Genomic DNA, 21,137 nt, shown 5'->3' with positions numbered 1-21,137 from the left:
GATGACAGATGCCGCTCTGCAGGCCGCTCCCGCGACAAAGGCGCGTGGCTACTGGGCGACGGTGGCCCGCCGCATCACACGCGACAAGGTCAGCATGGCCTGCGCCTTCATCCTGGTGCTGATCTTTGCGTCGGCACTGCTGGCGCCGTGGCTCGGCCTCGCCGATCCCTATCAGGGCTCGATGATCCGCCGCCTCCGCCACATCGGCACGCCCGGCTATCCGCTTGGTACCGACGAGCTCGGCCGCGACATGCTGGCCCGCCTGATCTATGGCGGCCGGCTGTCGCTGATCGTCGGCATCCTGCCGGTGATTCTCGCCTTCGTGATCGGTACCTCGCTCGGCCTTGTCGCCGGGTATGTCGGCGGCCGGCTCAACACCGCAATCATGCGTACCGTCGACGTGTTCTACGCGTTTCCATCAGTGTTGCTGGCGATCGCGATCTCCGGCGCACTGGGCGCCGGCATCGTCAACTCGATCGTGTCGCTGACCATCGTGTTCGTGCCGCAGATCACCCGCGTCGCCGAAAGCGTCACCACCGGCGTGCGCAACATGGATTTCGTCGAGGCGGCGCGCGCCTCCGGCGCCGGCCCCTTCACCATCATGCGCGTGCACATGCTCGGCAATGTGCTCGGCCCGATCTTCGTCTACGCCACCGGCCTGATCTCGGTGTCGATGATCCTGGCCGCCGGCCTGTCCTTCCTCGGCCTCGGCACCAAGCCGCCGGAGCCGGAATGGGGCCTGATGCTGAACACGCTGCGCACCGCGATCTACGTCAATCCCTGGGTCGCGGCGCTGCCGGGCGCGATGATCTTCGCGGTCTCGATCTGTTTCAATCTGCTCAGCGACGGCATGCGCAGCGCCATGGACATCAGGAACTAGATATGAGCGACACCAATCTCGTAGCCGACATGCTGGAGCCGGTCGCCGACATCGGCGGCGCCGCGCAACCGCTGCTGCAGGTCAAGGGGCTGACCAAGCACTTTCCGGTGCGCGGCGGGCTGTTCAGCCCGCGCAAGACGGTGCGCGCCGTCGATGACGTCACTTTCGCGGTGATGAAGGGCGAAACCGTCGGCATTGTCGGCGAGTCCGGTTGCGGCAAGTCGACCACGGCGCGGTTGTTGATGCATCTGATGGCGCGCGATAGTGGCGACATCGTCTATGACGGGCTGCAGGTCGGCCCGTCGCTGTCGTTGCGCGAACTGCGGCGCGGCATGCAGATGGTGTTCCAGGACAGCTACGCCTCGCTCAACCCGCGCCTCACCATCGAGGAATCGATCGCCTTCGGGCCCAAGGTCCACGGCATGGCCGATAGCGCCGCGCGCACGCTGGCGCGCGGGCTGCTCGGCAAGGTGGGTCTGCGGCCGGAGACCTTCGCCAACCGCTATCCGCACGAGATCTCCGGCGGCCAGCGCCAGCGCGTCAACATCGCCCGCGCGCTGGCGCTGTCGCCGCGGCTGGTGATCCTCGACGAGGCGGTCTCGGCGCTCGACAAGTCGGTCGAGGCGCAGGTGCTCAATCTGCTCGCCGATCTCAAGCGCGAGTTCGGGCTGACTTATCTGTTCATCAGCCACGATCTCAACGTGGTCCGTTACATCTCCGACCGCGTGCTGGTGATGTATCTCGGCGAGGTCGTCGAGCTCGGCCCGGTCGATGCGGTCTGGGACGCGCCGGCGCATCCCTATACCCGCGCGCTGCTGGCGGCGATGCCGTCATCCGATCCGGACAAGCGCACGGAAGTCCCGCCGATCTCGGGCGATCCGCCCAATCCGATCGATCCGCCGTCCGGCTGCCGGTTTCACACCCGTTGCCCGTTTGCGGAGCCGCTCTGCGCAAACGACACGCCAAAGCTCAGCGATCTCGATACAATGGGCCATCAGGCGGCGTGCTACATGGCCATTCCAGGCTCGGGGCACAGCCGCGCGCCGGCAAAAGCAAAGGGAGAAAACGCGGCATGACCAGACCCACGCCCAAGGATGTCAAGGTGATCGCGCACGTCGCCGACGTGCCCGCCAACGACGAGGTCGCCAATCGCATCGCCAATTCGATCGGCCCCGCCTTCGACGGCTTTGCGCCGATCTCCGGCACGCTGCCGCTCGATCTCGAACCCGCGAGCTTCCTGCTGGCGCAGATCGCAAAGGTGTCGAAATGAGCACCGAACCCCCCCTGATGACGCTGACCGCAGTCGCCAAGGCGATTGCCGAGAAGAAACTGTCCTCGCACGAGGTGACGCGCGCCGTGCTGCATCGGATCGCAGAGTGGCAGCCGCGGCTGAATGCCTATATGGCGATCGAGTCGGAGCAGGCGCTGGCCGCTGCGACGGAGGCCGATGCCGAACTCGCCAAAGGCAAGAGCCGAGGTCCGCTGCATGGCGTGCCGATGGCGCACAAGGACATGTATTACGACGCCGGCAAGGTCGTGACCTGCGGCTCGCTGATCCGCCGCGACTTCGTGCCGAAGACGACCGCAACCGCATTGCAGCGGCTGAAGGATGCCGGCCAGGTCCGGCTCGGCTCGCTGCAGATGGTCGAGTTCGCCTATGGGCCGACCGGCCACAATGTGCATTACGGCGCGGTGCATAATCCCTGGCATGTCGATCACATCACCGGTGGCTCGTCGTCGGGCTCGGGCTCGGCGGTCGCCGCGCGCCTGACCTTTGCCGCGCTCGGCTCCGACACCGGCGGCTCGATCCGGATGCCGGCGCATTTCTGCGGCGTCACCGGACTGAAGACCACGGTCGGCCGGGTCAGCCGCGCCGGTGCGATGCCGCTGTCGCAGTCGCTCGATACTGTCGGTCCGTTGGCGCAAACCGCGGAGGACTGTGCGCTGCTGCTCGGCCTGATGGCCGGCGCCGATCCTGAGGATCCGACCACGTCGACCCAGCCGGTGCCGGATTACATGGCCGCGACGACGGGATCGCTGAAGGGCCTGAAGATCGGCGTGCCGACGGCGTTCTATGTCGACGACCTCGATCCCGAGGTCGCCCGCATTCTCGACGAGACGGTTGCAACCCTGAAGAAGGAGGGCGCCGAGATCGTCAAGGTCGAGCTGCCCGACCAGCGCCAGCTCTCTTCGGCCTCGCAACTGGTGCTGGCCGCCGAGGCGACGGCCTACCACAAGCGCTGGATGATCGAGCGGCCGCAGGATTACGGCGCGCAGGTCCTGATGCGGCTGCAGAACGGTCTGACGATTCCGGCGGTGACGTATCTGGAGGCGATGCGCTGGCGCGGCCCGGCGCTGGCCGCACATCATGCGGCGGTGAGCGGCATCGATGCCGTCATCGCGCCGTCAGCCCCGGTTCCTGCACCGACCATCGCCGAGAGCGATGTCGGCAACGGCCCGGGCGCGGAGGCGGTGATCCAGCGGCTGACGCGGTTCACTCGGCCAGTGAACTATCTCGGCCTGCCGTCGCTCTCGATCCCGTCTGGCTTCACCAGGGCAGGCCTGCCGGTCGGCATGCAGCTGATCGGCCGCGCCTTCGAGGAAGCCGTGCTGCTCCGGATCGGCGCCGCGTTCCAGCGCGCGACCGATTTCCACGCCAGGGTGCCAAGGCTCGTATAAAGGCTCGCATGACCAATCTCGTCGAGATCGACAACCTCAACATCCGCTTCACCGGCGATCGCACGGTCCATGCCGTGAACGATCTCAGCCTGTCGCTCGGCGAGGGCGAGGTGTTGGGGCTGCTCGGCGAGTCCGGCTCCGGCAAGAGCGTGACGCTGCGGGCCTTGATGCGGCTATTGCCGAAGAAGCGGACGCAGATCTCCGGCAGCGTCAAGGTGCTGGGCCAGGAGGTACTGGCGATGGACGACGAGGCGCTGTCCGCATTCCGCGGCCAGACCGTCTCGATGATCTTCCAGGAGCCGGCGCTGGCACTCGATCCGGTCTACACCATCGGCCGGCAGATCGCGGAAACCGTGATGCGCCACGAGGGCAAGAGCGAGCGCGAGGCCACTGCACGCGCGCTCGAGATGCTCGAAGTGGTGCGGATTCCGTCCGCCAAGCGGCGGCTGGAGTCCTATCCGCACGAGATGTCGGGCGGCATGCGCCAGCGCGCGATGATTGCGCTGGCGCTGGCCTGCAAGCCAAAGATCCTGCTGGCGGACGAGCCGACCACGGCGCTCGACGCCACCGTGCAGATCCAGATCCTGCTGCTGCTGCGCGAGCTGCAGCGTGAATTCGGCATGTCCGTCATCTTCGTCACCCATGACATCGGCGTCGCCATCGAAATCTGCGACCGCGTCGCGGTGATGTATGCCGGCCAGATCGTCGAGCAGGGCGCGCTGCGCGACATCGTGCGAACGCCGGTTCATCCCTATGCCAGGGGGCTGTTGGCCTCGACCATTCATGGCGCCAAGCGCGGTGCGCGGCTCGAGACCATTCCGGGAACGCCGCCTTCGCTCGATCGCGCCCCGGCCAGTTGTTCCTTTGCGCCGCGCTGCAGTCTCGCCCAGCCGCGCTGCAGCGAAAGCCTGCCGCCCAACGTTCCGGTTACGCCCGATCACCAGGCGCGCTGCATTCTGGCGGACCCGGCGGTGGCCGCGACCTAACCTGTCCCAGGGTGGATCACTCCCGCAACCCAGCGTTGTGCGAGGCCGTTCCTCCGAGGCGTCGGCGGCCAGGCGCCTTCCCGATGCCTCCCTGGCGTGGTTCCCGGTAAGCCTTTGGTTGCAATTGCCGTATTGAGCTCGATTTAGCTCCCCCCGGGATAGTCCGGGTGGTTCGACGGCGAATGACCATTATTATTCCGTCAACTGTCTACACGAAAGCCGCGAACCATCTCCAGATTAACGCGACTTAAATGGACGGTGGTCACAAACGTCGATACAACGTGACCATCACGTAACCCTTTACTGCAGAGATCGGTTTTAATGGCACCCGTTCCCGCTGCGCGGCGATCCGAACTGGACGAGGCGCTGCGCGCATGCCGCAGCGCCTTTGTCGGCGTTGGTCTCATGAGCTGCATGATCAACCTGCTGTACCTGACAGGTTCCATGTTCATGCTGCAGGTCTACGACCGGGTGCTGCCGAGTCGTAGCATCCCGACCCTGGTCGGCCTCGTGGTGATCGCCGCCGGTCTTTACATCGCGCAGGGTTTTCTCGACCTGCTGCGCGGACGGATCCTCGGCCGCATCGGCACCTCGCTCGACGAGGCCCTCAATGCGCGGGTGTTCGACACCATCATCCGCCTCCCGCTGACGGTCGGCAATCGCAGCGAGGGCCTGCAGCCGCTGCGCGACCTCGACAATGTGCGGTCCTTCCTCGGCAGCATGGGACCCGGCGCGTTCTTCGACCTGCCCTGGCTGCCGTTCTACATGGCGATCTGCTTCGCGTTCCATTGGCTGCTCGGCGTCACGGCGCTGGTCGGCGCCATCATCCTGGTGACGCTGACGCTGATCACCGAATACCTTTCGCGGACGCCCGCCAAGGAAGCGATGACGCTCGCGGCGCGGCGCAACGATCTCGCCGCCTCCAGCCGCCGCAATGCCGAGGTGCTGGTGGCGATGGGCATGGCCGGGCGGATGAACAAGCGCTGGAACGGCGCCAACGAGGACTATCTCGCCGGCAACCAGCACGCGAGCGACGTCGCCGGCGGCCTCGGCGCGGTCGCCAAGGTGCTGCGCATGATGCTGCAGTCCGCCGTGCTCGCGGTCGGTGCCTATCTCGTGATTCAGCAGGAGGCGACGGGCGGCATCATCATCGCCGGCTCGATCCTGAGCGCGCGGGCGCTAGCACCGGTCGATCTCGCGATCGCGCACTGGAAGGGCTTTGTCGCCGCGCGCCAGAGCTGGCAGCGCCTCAACCGCCTGCTGCAGCAGATGCCGGCGCGGGCCGAGCAGACCCTGCTGCAGGCACCGACCAAGAAGCTCTCGGTCGAGGGCGTCGCCATGGTCGCGCCGGGCGACCAGCGCCTCATCGTGCAGGACGTCAGCTTCACCGTCGAGGCCGGCACCGGCGTCGGCGTGATCGGCCCGAGCGGTTCCGGCAAGTCGTCGCTGATCCGCGCGCTGGTCGGCGTCTGGACGCCGGCACGCGGCAAGGTACGGCTCGACGGCGCCGCGCTCGATCAATGGTCGTCCGACGTGCTCGGGCGCTATATCGGCTATTTGCCGCAGGACGTCGAACTGTTCGCGGGCACGGTGGCGCAGAACATCTGCCGCTTCGATCCCGAGGCCAAATCCGACGGCATCATCGCCGCCGCCAAGGAAGCCGGCGTGCACGAGATGATCATCAAGATGCGCGAGGGCTACGACACCCAGGTCGGCGAGCAGGGCACGGCGCTGTCCGCCGGCCAGGCCCAGCGCGTCGCGCTGGCGCGCGCGCTCTACGGCAATCCGTTCCTGATCGTGCTGGACGAGCCGAACTCCAATCTCGACAGCGAGGGCGACGAGGCGCTGACCCGCGCGGTGCGCGGCGCTCGCGAGCGCGGCGCCGTCGTCATCGTGGTCGCGCACCGGCCGATCGGCATCGAAGGCGTCGATCAGCTGCTGGTGCTGAAGGACGGCCGCATGCAGACCTTCGGGCCGAAGGAGACCGTGCTCGCGCAGGTGCTGCAGCGCGTCGCGCCGCCCGTGCCCACGCCGATCAAGATCGTCGCCGATGCGGGGGCCAAGTCATGACCGAACAACCGCGCGACGCGAAGAGCTCGATCCGCAAACATCTGATTGTCGGCCTCGCCGTGGTCCTCATTCTCGGCGGCGGCGTCGGCGGCTGGGCCGCCGCGGTGCCGATCTCGGGCGCGCTGATCGCGCCGGGTTCGGTAGTGGTCGATTCCAACGTCAAGAAGGTGCAGCATCCGACCGGCGGCGTGGTCGGCGAGGTCCGGGTGCGCGACGGTGACGTCGTCAAGGCGGGCGACATTGTCGTGCGGCTCGACGAGACCGTGGTCAAGGCGAGCCTTGCGATCGTGGTCAAGACGCTGAACGGTCTCTACGCGCGCCAGGCCCGGCTCGAGGCCGAGCAGCAGGGCCGCGACAAGATCGTGTTTCCGAAGCAGCTGACCGATCAGGCCAATGATCCCGATGTCCGCGACATCATCACCAACGAAACCAAGCTGTTCGAAGTTCGCGTCAACGGCCGCACCGGCCAAAAGGCGCAGCTGCGCGAGCGTGTCACCCAGCTCAACGAGGAAATCTCCGGACTGCAGGCGCAGGAAAAGGCCAAGGACAAGGAGATCGAGCTGGTGAAGACCGAGCTGGTCGGCGTTCGCCAGCTCTATGAGCAGCATCTGGTGCAGATCACCCGCCTGACCACGCTGGAGCGCGACTCGGCGCGGCTGTCCGGCGAGCGCGCGCAGTACATCGCCTCGCGCGCCCAGGCCAAGGGCAAGATCACCGAAACCGAGCTGCAGATCATCCAGGTCGACAAGGACATGCTGGCGGAGGTCTCCAAGGACCTGCGCGAGACCAACGACAAGATCGGCGAGTTCGTCGAGCGCAAGGTCACCGCCGAAGACCAGCTGCGCCGCATCGACATCCGCGCGCCGCAGGATGGCGTGGTGCTGCAGTCGACCGTGCACACGGTCGGCGGCGTCATCACCGCCGGCGACGCCATCATGATGATCGTGCCGAAGGCCGACGATCTCTCGGTCGAGGCCAAGGTCAATCCGGCGGACATCGACAAGCTGCAGGTCGGCCAGAAGACCGTGCTGCGGCTCTCCGCCTTCAACCAGCGCACCACGCCGGAGCTGAACGGCATCGTCACCCGCGTCTCCGCCGACGTCACCACCGACCAGCGCACCGGGCAGAGCTACTACACGATCCGCGTCTCGATGCCGCCGGAGGAAGTCGCGCGCCTCGGCAGCGAGGTCAAGATCATCCCGGGCATGCCGGTGGAAGCGTTCGTCCAGACCGGCGACCGCACCATGATGTCCTACCTGATGAAGCCGATGCACGATCAGTTCATGCGCTCGTTCCGCGAGAAGTGAGGCTGGCGAGATTTCTCTCCCACGTCGTCCCGGCGAAGGCGCCTGTAGCCCGGATGCAGTGAAGCGAAATCCGGGACCGTGCTGCACCGCTGTTCAACCCGTCATCCCCGCGCAAAGGCGAAGTCCTTTGTCGCTGGAGGCGCGAGCCCTTGCGAGCCTCGAAGGATCGACGGCCACCAGCGGGGCCGATTCATCCTTCGAGGCTCGCAAGAGCTCGCACCTCAGGATGACGGTACTTGGATTGGCTCAGCTTGCTCGGTGTCATCACCCGGCTTGACCGGGTGATCCAGTATTCCAGAGACGCCAGTGATAGAAGCGAGAGGCCGCGGCGTACTGGATCGCCCGGTCAAGCCGGGCGATGACAACGGTAGATGAGGACAAAGCTTCACAAGCTCTCAGGATGACGGGGATAGATTCGTACGACCTGCTGCGCCGGGACGACGAGGGAAACTATCGCGCCAGGTTCTTCAGCAGCAGCTCCAGCGCCGCCGTTGCGAACGCCTGCATGTTCGCCGGCCGGTCGTTGCTAGCGGTCTCCAGCGTGATCACCTCGTGCTGCGGGCCGGCCACCGCCATGCAGCTATGGCCGGCGGCATCGCCGTAGCGGTTGCCGGTCGGCCCGGCGGCGCCGGTTTCCGACAGTCCCCAGTCGGTCGCAAGGCGCGCGCGGATCTGGCGTGCGAGCAGCTGCGCATAGGGTTCCGATGCCGAGCGGATCCCCTTCATTGCGTCATCCGGAATATCCATCAGCGCGCGGCGGGCATCGCGGGTGTAGATCACGCCGCCGCCGAGGAAATAGGCCGATGCGCCGGGCACCGCCAGCAGCGACGCCGAGATCAGGCCGCCGGTCGAGGACTCCGCGACCGCGATCGTCTGCTTGTTTGCGATCAGTCTTGCGGCGACCTGCGCGGCGATGGATGTGAGCGCGTTCATCGGCGGCCTTTCTTGTTGTGTGCCATGAAATTCCCGTGGGGGCGTTCTGCCTTCCTAGCACACCCCACCGACCCCTGCCGAGTTGCGGCGCAGGGGCGGGCCTGCTTGAATGCGTGACAACAAGCCAAGCGGCGCGAACGACGGCAAGCGACGCTCTTGTTTGAGCATGATCTTTTCGGAAAACCGCTTCGCACTTTTCCGGATCAGGCTCTCGCGGAGGAAACACCATGACGTCGCCGATCGCGGGTGGCGTGGATTGCGATCTGCATCCCGCAGTGCCTCATCTCACCAGCCTGCTGCCCTACATGAGCGACTACTGGCGCGACCAGGTGACGACGCGCGGCATGACCGACCTGGTCTCGCAATCCTACCCGACCAATTCGCCGATCTCGGCGCGGCCGGATTGGCGTCCGGCGCAGGGCAAGCCGGGTTCCAGCCTCGCCGATCTGCAGCGCCAGGCACTCGACCCGTTCGGCACCGCCTACGGCATCTGCAATCCGCTCTATGGCGTGCAGATGGTGTTTTCCGAGGACATGGCCAATGCCTTCTGCCGTGCGCTGAACGACTGGCTGGTCAAGGAGTGGCTGGACAAGGACGATCGCCTGCGCGGCTCGATCGTGATCCCCGCGCAGAGCATCGAGAAGGCGGTCGCCGAGATCGAGCGTTGCGCCGCGGACAAGCGCTTCGTGCAGGTGCTGATGCTTGTCATGGGCGACATGCCGCTCGGCAAGCGCCACTATTGGCCGATCTACGCCGCGGCCGAGCGTCTCGGGCTGCCGATCGGCATTCATGCCGGCAGCGCCTATCATAACCCGCCGACCTCGGTCGGCTGGGGGTCCTATCACATCGAGGACTATGTCGCGCAGGCGCAGGCGTTCCAGACCCAGCTCACCAGCCTGATCGTCGAGGGCGTGTTCGCGCGCCATCCGAACCTGAAAATGGTGATGCTGGAGAGTGGCTTCACCTGGCTGCCGCCGTTCCTGTGGCGGCTACACAAGTTCTGGCGCGGTGTGCGCATGGAAACCCCGTGGGTCGACCGCGCGCCGCTCGAGATTGTGCGCAGCAACATCCGGTTTTCGCTGCAGCCGGTCGACGCGCCGCCGGAGGGCGACACGCTGAACAGGCTGTTCGACCATATGCAGTCGGACGAATTGATCCTATTCTCGACCGACTATCCGCATTGGCAGTTCGACGGTGACGAGGTGCTGCCCAACGGATTGTCGACCGATCTCGTCCGCAAGATCATGATCGACAATCCGCACGCGACCTACCCGCGCTTGACAGTGAAGGAGACGACGCCATGAACGTTCAGCTTCGCGATCGCCCGCAAGCCGCTGCGTCCACCGGCATCAAGACCGCGATCGCCGATTGCGACATCCATCCGGCGCGCGCCACCAACGACGAGCTCCATCCGTTCCTGGCCAAGCGCTGGCACGCCCATCTCGAAACCTTCGGCGTCCATCCCTATCAGGGCATGATGGGCGGCCCGCCATACCCGAAGGCACAACCGAACGCATCGCGCCGCGACGCCTATCCTCCTGAAGGCGGGCCGCAGGGCTCGTCGCTGTCGTTCATGCAGAAGCAGCTGCTCGATCCCAACAATGTCGCGCTCGGCGTGCTCAATCCGCTCAACACCGGGCAGGGCATCCGCAACCAGGATCTCGCGGCCGCGATCTGCTCGGCGATCAACGATTGGCAGATCGAGAAATGGACCAGCAAGGATTCGCGGTTGAAGGGCTCGGTGGTCGTCGCCAATGAGGATGGTGTCTCGGCCGCCGCGGAAATCCGCAGGCGCGCCGGCGACAAAAATTTCGTCCAGGTGCTGCTGCTCAGCCGCAATGTCGAGCCGCTCGGCCAGCGCCGCTACTGGCCGATCTATGAGGCCGCGCAGGAGGCCGGGCTTCCGGTCGGCGTCCACGCGTTCGGCTTCGGCGGCAACCCGATCACCGCGTCGGGCTGGCCGAGCTATTACATCGAGGAGATGGTCGGCCACTCGCAGTGCCAGCAGAGCGCGCTGGCGAGCCTCGTGCTGGAAGGCGTGTTCGCGCGCTTCCCGAAATTGAAGATGGTGATGGTCGAGGCCGGCTTCGGCTGGGCGCCGTCGCTGGCCTGGCGGCTCGACAAGGTGTTTTCCAAGCTGCATGCCGAGGTACCGCACCTCAAGCGCAAGCCGTCGGAATACATCCGCGACCACATCTGGTGGACCACGCAGCCGATGGAGGATCCGGAGAGCCGCGACCACCTGTTCCAGGTGATCGAATGGATCGGCTGGGACAAGCTGCTGTTCGCGACCGACTACCCGCATTGGGATTACGACGAGCCGTCGCGCGTGCTGCCGGCCGGCGTCAGCGACGCCAACCGCCAGGCGTTCTATCTCGACAATGCGAAGCAGCTGTACGGCATCGGTTGATGGCAAGGCATGTGATCGCTCCGGTGGATGAACTGCCGCCGGGCTCGCGGAAATTCCTCGAGATCGACGGACGGCCGATCGCGATCTTCAACGTCAAGGGCGAGTTCTTCGGCCTGTTGAACCGCTGCCCGCATCAGGGCGCGGCGCTGTGCGAGGGTCCGCTGATCGGGCTCGCCTCGTCCTCCGATCCCGGCGAGATCGAGTATACAAAGCTCGGCGAGATCTTGCGCTGTCCCTGGCATGGCTGGGAGTTCGACATCCGCACCGGCCAGTCCTATTGCGATCCGCGCCGCTTCCGCGTCCGCGCCTATCCAGTCAATGTCGAGCCGGGCACCAATCTCGTGAAGGGCCCGTATGTCGCCGAGACCATCAAGGTCGCGGTGGAGAGTGATTACGTGGTGGTGGAGCTCTAACCGTTCCCGTCATTGCGAGGAGCGATCGCGACGAAGCAATCCATATCTCCGCATGTGGCGCGATGGATTACTTCGTGAAGCCTGTCATCGGGCGCGCGTTCGCGCGACCCGTTGGCTCGCAATGACTGGGAAGGGCGTCGGATGCCGTAGGGTGGGTTAGCGCAGCGTAAACCACCGTCTCGCGCCGCGGACAAGCGCGGTGGGTTACGCTGCGCTAACCCACCCTGCCGTTCACTCCGCCATCATCTGCCGCTCCCGCGCGTAGCGTACCAGCGCGACGAAGCGGTAGATGCCGTGCACGAATTTTCCATAGGGCATGGTGATGAACAGCGCGAACACCACACCGAGATGCAGCGCCAGCAGCGGGCCCATCGCGCTACTCTCGCGCCAGAGCAGCAGCGCCAGCCCGGTGATGCTGGTCAGGAACAGCATCACGATGAACGCGGTGTCCATGCCCATGTGCTGCTCGTCGACCAGCACGCGGTCGCGCCTCCATTTCTCCGCGAGCAGGCCGATCGGGCCGATCACGAGCCCGATGCCGCCGAGCGTGCCGAGCACGACCGGCAAATCCCACCACGCGTAAGGCGCCTCGCGCGCCAGCAGATAATGGTACAGCGTGCCGACGCAGGTTGCCGCAAAGCACAGTGCAAAGCCGTAGAAGGTAAGGTGGTGATAGAGCTTGCGGCGATCGGTGGGCTGGTCGTCCTCGTTGAAGCAGCCAACGCCGCCGCCGTCGAGGTAGCGCAGCTCGCCGGCGTCGCGGATTGCCTGCAGCAGCGATTTTGCGTTCGTCGTCATGCCGACGGGTTCGCCGATGTCGCGCCAGAACGCGCGCACGCCCATCACCAGTGCGAGGATCGCGTAGAGCAGGGCCGCGCCGAACAGCAGCGCCATCGCATTGTGCGGCATCAATTTGTAGAACGCGCCGGGCCCGGTATGGATGCCAGTGAGCACGCCGCGGTCGTTGACCGCGGCAAAGCCGAAGATGAAGCCGGCGACGCTGAGCGCCGCGATCAGGCTGATGACGAGGCCGTTGCGAGCGAACGCGCCGGCAAAGGCCCGCGGCCAGGCATAGGCGGCATAGGACTCGGCGCGCGCTACCGCCAGCGTCTTCGGCACATTGACGTTGAACTCGTGCGGCGGCGAGAACTGGCAGTCGGTGTAGCAAGCGCCGCAGGCATGGCAGAGATTGGCGAGATAATTGAGGTCGCCGTCGGAGAAGGCGCGGCGCATCTCCATCGCGGGAAACACCGCGCACAGGCCCTCGCAATAGCGGCAGGAATTGCACACCGTCATCAGACGGTCGGCTTCCTGCAAGATCCTCGTCCCGTGCATCGCCCTATGTATCCTGCTATTTTTTGGTCAGTCCCTTGCCTTCCAGCCACGTCTGGATCAGGCCGGCGACCTCGGCATTGTTCTTGTCCATCATGATCATGTGCGAATTGCCCTTGATGCCGGCCTTCGGCAGGTCGACGATGTCGACGCTGCCGCCGGCAGCGCGGATCGCATCGGCAAAGGCGACGCCGGTGGCGCGAATCTTCGGCCAGCGCGAGTCGCGCTCGATGTAGTCGCCATAGACCATCAGCGTCGGGATGTTCTTCAAGCTTTCGACCTTGGCGGGATCGCCGACACCGGCCGGTTCGATCGCGATCAGCGCCTTCACCTTGTCGGGGCGCGCCTGTGCCACCTTGAAGCCGAAGCTGCCGGCCTGGCTCTGGAACAGGATGATGCAGGGGCCGACGCGGTCGATCTCGGCGATGTAGGCGGCGATCGCCGCGTCATCGGTCGTGGTCCAGCGCGGCACGTTCTGCTTGACGAAATTCTCGTAGCCTTCGTTCGGGAACTGGCTGCCGGGCATCAGCCGGCGCTTTGCCGGATCGGGATCGTAGGAGCCGGGGCCATCGCCGATGCGAAAGCGCTCGAACGGATTGGCGGTGGTGAGGAATACCGGCTCGCCCTTGAAGATGTCGGGGTATTGCGCCCAGCCGGCGCGGCCGCGCTCGACGGCGTCGGAATTGTAGACGCTCCAGCCCTTGCGCAAAAAATAGGTCAGCCAGCCCTCGCGGCCATCAGGCGTCGTCTCATAAGTGACGCCGGTCAGCCCGCCGCCGTGCCACAGCAGCAGCGGATAGGCGCCCTTCTCGTTCTGCGGCAGGAAGTACTGCACGTACATCTGCTCGACCTGGTAGGTGCCGTTCGGATCGACCTTGGCCGGCACACCGCCCGGCGTGAAGGTGACCTCCTTCACCGGCTTGCCCGTGATCTCGACGAGGCGGCCGCCGACATGGAACGAGCCCATGTCGCGCAGCGCGATCGGTTCGGCGGCGTGGGCGCACGTCGAAGCCATCAGAGCGGCCGCCGCAGCAGCAAGTGTCATTCGCGACATCTATCCTCCGATCTTCCCCTTCTCCCCGCGTGCGGGGACGAGACGAGCGAAGCTCGCTCTGAGAAGGGTCGGGATGAGGGGAGCTCTCCGAGCACCGTGCTCTTGGAGACTCCCCCTCACCCGGATCGCATCTGCGATGCGATCCGACCTCTCCCCGCATCCGCCTTCGCCCGAAGGCGGGCTTCGGCGGACAAGAGCGGGGCGAGGTGAAAAGTCCGCGGTGCTAGTTCCGCGCATTCTTCGCCGCTTCCCGCCCGGCGACGCGGCCGAACACGCTGCCGATGGTCATGCCCATGCCGGCGGCGTAGCCCTTGCCGAGCACGTTGCCGGCCATGATCTCACCGGCGGCGAACATGTTGGCGGAGGGCTTGCCGTCCTTCATCAGCATCCGCGCCTCTCTGTTCACGCGGGTGCCGAGATAGGTGAAGGTGATGCCGGGCCGCACCGGGTAGGCGAGGTAGGGCGGTGTGTCGATCTTGCGCGCCCAATGCGTCTTCGGCGGCGTGATGCCTTGGGTCGCGCAGTCGTCGAGGATGGTGTGATCGAACGTACCCGGCTGCACCGCGGCATTGAATTCGGTGATGGTCTTTTCCAGCGCGCCTGCATCGAGCTCGAGCTTGCCGGCCAGCTCGGCGATCGTTGCACCGGCGATCGGCGGAAACAGCGTCGGCATGAAGCTGGTCACGACGGTGGAATCGAAGATGATATAGGCGATCTGGTCCGGCTGCGCCGCGACCAGGCGGCCCCAGATCGCGTAGCGCTTCGGCCAGATGTCCTCGCCCTCGTCGTAGAAGCGCTCGGCGTGCTTGTTGACGACGATGCCGAACACGACGGAGTCATGGCGCGTGATGATGCCGCCGTCGAATTTCGGCGCGCGGGCGTCGATCGCCACCGCATGGCACTGCGTGGGGTCGCCGATCTCCTGCACGCCCTTGGCGAGCAGCATCTTGAGGATCGCGCCGCGGTTATAGGGCGTGCCGCGGATCAGGAAATTGTCGGCGGCCTCGCCCCAATATTGCTTCAGCCACTCGATGTTGGCCTCGAAGCCGCCGGCGGCCGCAACCAGCGTCGAGGCGCGCACCTCGGTCTTGCCGCCGACCGGCTGCTTCAGCGCAGCCGAAAGGAACATGCCGTCCTCGATCTTGAGATCGATCACCTCGGCATCGTAGAGCACATCGACGCCGAGCTCCTCCGCCGTGCGGTACAGCGCGTTCAACATCGCCCGGCCGCCGCCGAGGAAGAACGAGTTGGTGCGGCCGAGGCTCAGCGTGCCGCCGAGCGAGGGCTGCCAGCGCACGCCCTGCTCGACGATCCAGTTCAAAATGTCCTTGGATTCGTGGATCATGAAGCGGGCCAGTTCCTCGTCGGTCTGGCCGCCGGTCACCAGCAGCAAATCCTTCCAGAACTCCTCCTCGGTGTAGGGGCCGGTGAGGATCTCGGTCGCTGCATCATGGGCGCAGCGCATGTTGCGCGTATGTCGGGTATTGCCGCCGCGGTAGAACTTTGGCGCGCCTTCCAGCACCAGCACCGAGGCGCCGGCGCGGCGCGCAGAGATCGCAGCGCAAAGGGCGGCGTTGCCGCCGCCGATCACCAGCACGTCGAACCTGCGCGTCAGATCAACCATGCGCTCTTGTTATCGTTGTTGGCATGGAAAGCAACATGCCGGGGCAGGCGGTCGGCCTGCCCCGATTGCAATGCAGACGATCAGGCCGCAACCGGCTCGCGCTGCTCGATGGTCTGGCCGCCGCGATAGACGATCAGCGCCGCGGCGATGCCGAGCGCGGCGCCGAACATCAGCCAGTAGCAGGGCGAAGCCTTGTCGCCGGTGTGCTGGATCAGCCAGGTCGAGGCGAACGGCGTGAAGGTGCCGAACAGCCCGGCCGCCAGCGCAAAGGCCAGCGAGAAGCTGGTGGTGCGGACATGCGCCGGCACGATTTCGACCAGGCAGCCCAGCATGGTGCCGCTGTAGACGCCGAAATAGAACGAGAACATCATCTCGACCGCCAGCATCTTGCCGAAGCTCGGATTGGTCACCAGCCAGTGCAGCGCCGGATAGGCCGTCACGAAGGACAGGCCCGCGATCGCCAGCAGAACCGGCTTGCGGCCGAGCCGGTCGGAGACCGCGCCGCCGACCGGATTCCAGATGAAGTTGGTGACCGCGACCAGCAGCGTCACCAGCAGCGCATCCTGTGTCGACAGCTTCAACACGGTCTTGCCGAAGGTCGGCGTATACACCGTGACGAAGTAGAATGTCGTCGTGGTGAGCACCGCGATCATCATGCCCAGGATGATGATCCGCCAGTTCGCCAGCGCCGAAGCGAACGCCTCGCTTGCGGTCGGATGCTTCTTCATCGCCAGGAACGCCGGGGTCTCCTCCAGCGTGCGGCGCAGGAAGAAGATCACCGGGATGATCAGGCAGCCGACGAAGAACGGGATGCGCCAGCCCCAGGCCGCGACGGTTTCGGCCGGCATGCTCTCGCTCAGCACGAAGCCGAGGATCGAGGCGACGAAGATCGCGACCTGCTGGCTCGCCGACTGGAACGAGGTGTAGAAGCCGCGGTTGCCGGGCGTCGCGATCTCCGCGAGATAGACCGAGACGCCGCCGAGCTCGACGCCGGCGGAGAAGCCCTGCAGCAGCCGGGCGATCAACACGATGATCGGCGCGGCAATGCCGATCGTCGCATAGGTCGGACAGATCGCGATCACCACGGTGCCGACAGCCATGATCGACAGCGTCACGATGAGGCCCTTGCGGCGGCCGATCTTGTCGATGTAGGCGCCGAGCACGACGGCGCCGACCGGGCGCATCAGGGCGCCGAGCCAGAACACGCCGAACGCGTTGAGCAGCGCTGCGGTCTCGTTCTCTGAGGGGAAGAACGCCTTGGCAATCAGCGGCGCATAGAAGCCGAACAGGAAGAAGTCGAATTGCTCGAGGAAATTGCCGCTGGTCGCGCGCAGGATGGCGCCGAGGCGCGATTTGATTTGCGGTGTTTGCGATGAACTCGACTGCGGCATAACGTCAATTCCTCCCCGTGGCGCAATGGCCGGCGGAAATTGTCTCGCCGGCCAAGGCAGTTAGCCTGCCATGTGCGACAATTTGGCACGCCTGTCCGGCGCCACCAACCCGAAACTGGGCCGGAGCCATGCGAAAAACGCCGTAGGAGAAAGTCGCGCCGCGGCAGCCTGCGCCGCGCCCGGATCAGGACGTCGCGTGCGCCGCGTTGCCGAGCCAGCCGCGGAATGCCGCAAGTTTCGGCGAATCCGCCCGTCCCTGGGGTGAGACCAGATAGAAGCCGGCGTCGGCCGGCATCGTGATCTTGAAGGGAACCACGAGACGGCCCTTGGCGATGTCGTCCTGCACATAGGAGGTGCGGCCCATCGCGATGCCGATTCCGTCGATCGCGGCCTGAATGGTCACGAACTGCAGGTCGAAGGTGACGCCGGGCTGCTTGGAAATGTCGGCGGGCAGTCCGGCCGCGGTCAGCCACAGCCGCCAGTCGTCGCTGTTGGCGCCACTGGTATGCAGTAGCACATGGTCTCGCAGGTCCTGCGGGGTCTGCAGCGGCTTGCTTCCCTGCAGCAGCGACGGGCTGCACACCGGAAATAGCTCATCCGCCATCAGCCAGTCGGCACGCAGGCCGGCCCACTGGCCGCGGCCGTAGCGGATCGCGGCGTCGACCTTGTCGCGCTGGAAATCGACCAGGGTGGTCGAGGTGGTGATGCGGACATCGATGCCGGGATGCGCCTCCTGGAAGGCGGCCAGCCGCGGCAGCAGCCATTTGGCCGCGAGCGAGGCCAGCGTCGACACCGTCAGCACGTGATCGTCGTCCCGGCGCAGCAGGCGGTCGGTCGCCAGCCGCAAATCGTTGAACGCGGCGCGGACGCCGGGAAGGTATTCGGCGGCCTCCGGCGTCAGGCTCAGCGAGCGGTTCTGGCGCACGAACAGCCGCACGCCGAGTTCTTCCTCCAGCCGGCGGATCTGATGGCTGATCGCGGTCTGCGTCACGTTCAGCTCGGACGCCGCCAGCGTAAAGCTCATGTGCCGCGCGGCGGCCTCGAACGCCCGCAGGCCGTTCAGCGAAGGCAGTCGGCTGGTCATTTCCAGGGGACCTAATTCATGATTTTAATTCATGCGAAACGGTACAAAGTGTCGTTTGTGGAAAGCGCTGGCCAGGCAGATATTACAGCCAACAGGTTACCGACAGGAGCCGCAAATGTCCATTTTCACGCATGAATCGATGACAAATCATCATGCCCCTCATGTTCATGTCTCGGGTCTTTTGAACCAGGTCAGCGACACCCTGCACGTCTGGTGGGAGCGCTATGAGCGCCGCCGCGAGCTGTCGCAGTGGTCGGACCGCGACCTGCACGACATCGGGGTGTCCCGGAGCGACGTGGCTTTCGAAACCGAAAAGCCGTTCTGGCGGGCCTGATGGGCCGCCACTGCCGGCGCCGCCTCGATCGAGGGGCGCCGGTCAATTTTCACCCGAGGAGCGTGTCATGACTGCGCTGCATCTCGACGATCTCAAGCAATATTCCGACGTGCTGCGCGCCAGGGACGGCCGCGAGATCCGGGTGCGTTTCGTCGAGCCGCGCGACCGCGAGGAGCTGCAGAACTACATCCGCTCGCTCTCCGCGGGGTCCCGATACAGCCGCTTCCTGGGCGCGCTGAGCGAGCTGCCGAAGTCGGAGCTCGAGCGTTTTCTCCATGTCGGCGAGGCTGACCGGTTCACGGTGGTCGCGACGATGCTGGTCGATGGTTTCGAGACCATCGTCGGCGAAGCCCGCTATGCCTTCCATGCCGATACGTCGAGCGTCGAGTTCGGCCTGTCGATCGATGACCGGTGGCAAGGCCTCGGCATTGGCAAGGCGCTGCTGAACAATCTCGAATGCCGCGCGGCGTCCCTCGGAGCCGAGCGCATGTTTGGCGACACGCTGCGTTCCAACGCGACCATGATAGGCCTTGCCCGCAAGTCCGGCTACGCCTTCACCGCGAGCCCCGGCGACTGGAAGCTGGTGCGCTTTGCAAAAGAGATCCACGTCGAACCGCAAGACATTCCCTGTGCCAGCTGGCGGCTTGCCGCCGTATCCCGCTCGGCCGCGATGTCCTCGCTTGCGGTTTGACTTGACTGGCCCGGTTCTGGCCTCCCCAGAACCGGGCCTTTTTCTTTGCTAACTTCAGTCCCGTAGCCCGGATGAAGCGAAGCGCAATCCGGGATCAGTCTCTCCGCTGAAGCAGTTTCCCGGATTACGCTGCGCTCCATCCGGGCTACAGAACGTCATGCGCGGGCTTGACCCGCGCATCCATCAAGCAAGAATTCCTTTGCATTGCCGGGTCAAGCCCGGCAATGACGATTGTGTGTGCGGAGGCTCAATTACCCCGGAACACCGGCTTGCGCTTGTCGATGAACGCCTGCACCGCTTCTTTGTGATCGGCGGTCGTGGTGAGGCGGACCAGCCGCTCGGCCTCGTGGTCGCGCGCGGTGGCGAAGTCGAACTGCAAGGCCTCGTCGAGATTGTCCTTCATGTAGCGCAGCGCCAACGTCGGGCCCTCGGCGATCGATTTGGCCAGCGCAAACGCCTCGTCCTGCAGCGTCTCGTCCGGCACCACGCGGTTGACGAGGCCGATCTGCTCGCATCTTGCGGCATCGACCTTCTCGGAGGTGAACATCAGTTCACGGGCGCGCGAGGTGCCGACCAGCCGCGTCAGCAGCCAGGCGATGCCGTAGTCGCCGCTCAGCGCCACGCGCAGGTAGCCGGTCGAGATGAAGGCGGATTGCGCCGCGATCCTGATGTCGCAGGCCATCGCGATCGCAAGGCCGGCGCCGACCGCGGGGCCGGGCAGCGCGGCGATGGTCGGCTTGCGCACCGAGGCCAGCGCGCCGGTGAGCAGGCGCTGGCGCTCCTGCAGGTCCGCGACCTTGTCCTCGTAGGACATCTCCAGCTTCTTCGGGTCGCGATGCGCGCCCATGCCCTTGACGTTGCCGCCGGCACAGAACGCCTTGCCGGCACCGGTGAGCAGCAGCACGCCGACCTCGGGGTTCTCGCCGCAGGTCCTGATCATCGTCCGCAGCGCCGGCGTCAGCGTATCCGACAGCGAGTTGCGGGCGTCGGGGCGGTTCAGCGTGATGATGGCGACGCGGTCGCGGATCACGCAGAGCAGTTCGTCGGTGCCGGTTTCGATCTTGATTTCGTTGGTCATGTTTTCTCCCCATGCCGGTTCTTGCCGTCATTGCGAGGAGCGGAGCGACGAAGCAATCCATATCTCCGCTTGTGGAGACATGGATTGCTTCGCTCCGCTCGCAATGACGGACGCGGCGGATTCAGTTTTCAAGTCTAAGCTTATGCATGATCCTCGTCATCTCAAAACTTCTCGACCCAAGGCCGCAGCTCCAGCTCCCAGGTCCAGGCGCTGCGCGGCTGCTGCAGCACGTTCCAGTAGCTCAGCGCGATCGCATCGGGATCGAGCATCGAATCCGGCCGGTCGGCGGGCTCGGTGCGCGCCGCGCTGCGGATGCCGCCGTCGATCACGAAATGCGCGACATGAATGCCTTGCGGCGATAATTCGCGCGCCATGCTCTGCGCCAGCCCGCGCAGCGCGAACTTGCCCATCGCGAACGGCGCCGACTGCGCATAGCCCTTCACGCTGGCGGAGGCGCCGGTGAGCAGGATCGCGCCCTTCTTGCTGGGCAGCATGCGCTTCGCCGCCTCCTGCGCCACCAGGAAGCCGCCGAACGCCGACACCGCGATCGCCCGCTCAACCTCCGACGGCACCAGCTCGACGAACGGCCCGCGCGAGCGGCCGCTGGCGTTGTACACCACGACATCGGGCGTCCCGATCTCGCGCTCGACGAGGCCGAACAGGCGCTCGACATCGTCAGCCTTGGTGGCATCGCAGGCATAGGCGCGCGCGTCGGTCTCGGTGCAGAGCGCGCCGAGCTTCTCGATGCTGCGCGCAGCCAGCGCCACACGAATTCCCTCCCGCGAAAATAGCCGCGCCAGCGAGGCGCTCAGCCCTTCGCCGGCGCCGACGATCAGGGCGATCTTGTATTTTGGGATGTCCATTGGGCTTT

General features: G+C 65.7%; 20 protein-coding genes. 12 read left to right on the top strand and 8 right to left on the bottom strand.

Going from position 1 to position 21,137, the window contains the following annotated elements; translation table 11 throughout:
* Window position 1: 1 nt before the first annotated feature.
* From CI41S_RS09125 to CI41S_RS09095, 7 genes are all read left to right on the top strand, one after another.
* The gene (locus CI41S_RS09125) at window positions 2-880 is read left to right on the top strand and encodes an ABC transporter permease (protein ID WP_139858800.1); all 879 of its coding nucleotides are present in this window, start codon (window positions 2-4) and stop codon (window positions 878-880) included.
* Window positions 881-882: 2 nt separating this feature from the next.
* Window positions 883-1,956, top strand: coding sequence for an ABC transporter ATP-binding protein (locus tag CI41S_RS09120; protein WP_172627969.1), 1,074 nt, complete (start codon window positions 883-885; stop codon window positions 1,954-1,956).
* The gene (locus tag CI41S_RS09115) at window positions 1,953-2,150 is read left to right on the top strand and encodes a hypothetical protein (protein ID WP_139858655.1); all 198 of its coding nucleotides are present in this window, start codon (window positions 1,953-1,955) and stop codon (window positions 2,148-2,150) included. The genes CI41S_RS09120 and CI41S_RS09115 overlap by 4 nt, the downstream gene beginning before the upstream one ends.
* Complete coding sequence (locus CI41S_RS09110; RefSeq protein WP_139858654.1) at window positions 2,147-3,559, top strand: amidase; 1,413 nt, start codon at window positions 2,147-2,149, stop codon at window positions 3,557-3,559. The genes CI41S_RS09115 and CI41S_RS09110 overlap by 4 nt, the downstream gene beginning before the upstream one ends.
* Before the next feature lie 8 nt (window positions 3,560-3,567).
* On the top strand, window positions 3,568-4,545 hold the full coding sequence (locus CI41S_RS09105; RefSeq protein ID WP_139858653.1) for an ABC transporter ATP-binding protein: 978 nt from the start codon (window positions 3,568-3,570) through the stop codon (window positions 4,543-4,545).
* A gap of 321 nt (window positions 4,546-4,866) precedes the next feature.
* Window positions 4,867-6,615, top strand: coding sequence for a type I secretion system permease/ATPase (locus CI41S_RS09100; protein ID WP_139487092.1), 1,749 nt, complete (start codon window positions 4,867-4,869; stop codon window positions 6,613-6,615).
* Entirely contained in the window at window positions 6,612-7,922 is a 1,311-nt protein-coding gene (locus tag CI41S_RS09095) for an HlyD family type I secretion periplasmic adaptor subunit (RefSeq protein WP_139487091.1), read from the top strand. The genes CI41S_RS09100 and CI41S_RS09095 overlap by 4 nt, the downstream gene beginning before the upstream one ends.
* Window positions 7,923-8,372: 450 nt before the next feature.
* On the opposite strand, the gene CI41S_RS09090 is transcribed toward CI41S_RS09095, so the two are convergent.
* Window positions 8,373-8,855, bottom strand: coding sequence for a CinA family protein (locus CI41S_RS09090; RefSeq protein WP_139858652.1), 483 nt, complete (start codon window positions 8,853-8,855; stop codon window positions 8,373-8,375).
* A 227-nt stretch (window positions 8,856-9,082) separates the two neighbouring features.
* Between CI41S_RS09090 and CI41S_RS09085 the strand changes: the two genes are divergently transcribed.
* From CI41S_RS09085 to CI41S_RS09075, 3 genes are read left to right on the top strand one after another with little or no spacing between them, the layout of a single operon-like run.
* Window positions 9,083-10,159 carry an amidohydrolase family protein gene (locus CI41S_RS09085; protein ID WP_139858651.1) on the top strand — a complete coding sequence of 359 codons (1,077 nt, stop codon included), beginning with the start codon at window positions 9,083-9,085 and terminating at the stop codon, window positions 10,157-10,159.
* Window positions 10,156-11,265 (top strand): amidohydrolase family protein, encoded by a 1,110-nt coding sequence (locus CI41S_RS09080; protein ID WP_139858650.1) that lies wholly within the window; start codon window positions 10,156-10,158, stop codon window positions 11,263-11,265. The genes CI41S_RS09085 and CI41S_RS09080 overlap by 4 nt, the downstream gene beginning before the upstream one ends.
* On the top strand, window positions 11,265-11,678 hold the full coding sequence (locus CI41S_RS09075) for a Rieske (2Fe-2S) protein (protein WP_139858649.1): 414 nt from the start codon (window positions 11,265-11,267) through the stop codon (window positions 11,676-11,678). Before CI41S_RS09080 ends, CI41S_RS09075 begins: the two co-directional genes overlap by 1 nt.
* Window positions 11,679-11,909: 231 nt before the next feature.
* Here the strand turns inward: CI41S_RS09075 and tcuB are convergent, their stop codons facing one another.
* The 5 genes from tcuB to CI41S_RS09050 all read right to left on the bottom strand — a co-directional run bounded on the left by tcuB (window position 11,910) and on the right by CI41S_RS09050 (window position 18,163).
* Window positions 11,910-13,013 carry a tricarballylate utilization 4Fe-4S protein TcuB gene (gene tcuB, locus CI41S_RS09070; RefSeq protein WP_139858648.1) on the bottom strand — a complete coding sequence of 368 codons (1,104 nt, stop codon included), beginning with the start codon at window positions 13,011-13,013 and terminating at the stop codon, window positions 11,910-11,912.
* 16 nt (window positions 13,014-13,029) lie between these two features.
* The gene (locus CI41S_RS09065) at window positions 13,030-14,055 is read right to left on the bottom strand and encodes an alpha/beta hydrolase (protein WP_430650012.1); all 1,026 of its coding nucleotides are present in this window, start codon (window positions 14,053-14,055) and stop codon (window positions 13,030-13,032) included.
* A gap of 232 nt (window positions 14,056-14,287) precedes the next feature.
* Window positions 14,288-15,688 carry an FAD-dependent tricarballylate dehydrogenase TcuA gene (gene tcuA, locus CI41S_RS09060; protein WP_172627968.1) on the bottom strand — a complete coding sequence of 467 codons (1,401 nt, stop codon included), beginning with the start codon at window positions 15,686-15,688 and terminating at the stop codon, window positions 14,288-14,290.
* 80 nt (window positions 15,689-15,768) lie between these two features.
* On the bottom strand, window positions 15,769-17,079 hold the full coding sequence (tcuC, locus tag CI41S_RS09055) for an MFS transporter (protein WP_139858646.1): 1,311 nt from the start codon (window positions 17,077-17,079) through the stop codon (window positions 15,769-15,771).
* Window positions 17,080-17,263: 184 nt separating this feature from the next.
* Window positions 17,264-18,163, bottom strand: coding sequence for a transcriptional regulator GcvA (locus tag CI41S_RS09050; protein WP_139858645.1), 900 nt, complete (start codon window positions 18,161-18,163; stop codon window positions 17,264-17,266).
* 115 nt (window positions 18,164-18,278) lie between these two features.
* Here CI41S_RS09050 and CI41S_RS09045 point away from each other — a divergent pair, with 115 nt between their 5' ends.
* Both CI41S_RS09045 and CI41S_RS09040 read left to right on the top strand, forming a co-directional pair.
* Window positions 18,279-18,497 (top strand): DUF1127 domain-containing protein, encoded by a 219-nt coding sequence (locus tag CI41S_RS09045; protein WP_172627194.1) that lies wholly within the window; start codon window positions 18,279-18,281, stop codon window positions 18,495-18,497.
* A gap of 67 nt (window positions 18,498-18,564) precedes the next feature.
* Window positions 18,565-19,188 carry a GNAT family N-acetyltransferase gene (locus tag CI41S_RS09040; RefSeq protein ID WP_139858644.1) on the top strand — a complete coding sequence of 208 codons (624 nt, stop codon included), beginning with the start codon at window positions 18,565-18,567 and terminating at the stop codon, window positions 19,186-19,188.
* Between the two features lie 247 nt (window positions 19,189-19,435).
* Here the strand turns inward: CI41S_RS09040 and CI41S_RS09035 are convergent, their stop codons facing one another.
* Together CI41S_RS09035 and CI41S_RS09030 are read right to left on the bottom strand one after the other, a co-directional pair.
* Window positions 19,436-20,266, bottom strand: a complete 831-nt coding sequence (locus CI41S_RS09035; protein WP_139858643.1) for an enoyl-CoA hydratase — start codon at window positions 20,264-20,266, stop codon at window positions 19,436-19,438.
* 161 nt (window positions 20,267-20,427) lie between these two features.
* Window positions 20,428-21,129, bottom strand: a complete 702-nt coding sequence (locus CI41S_RS09030; protein ID WP_139858642.1) for an SDR family NAD(P)-dependent oxidoreductase — start codon at window positions 21,127-21,129, stop codon at window positions 20,428-20,430.
* Window positions 21,130-21,137: the final 8 nt, after the last annotated feature.

Origin of the sequence: Bradyrhizobium ivorense, from assembly GCF_900696085.1 — a bacterium.
GTDB classification, from domain to species: Bacteria; Pseudomonadota; Alphaproteobacteria; order Rhizobiales; family Xanthobacteraceae; genus Bradyrhizobium; species Bradyrhizobium ivorense.
The sequence above is the reverse complement of the archived record's forward strand: the minus strand, read 5'-3'. Positions and strand labels throughout refer to the sequence as shown.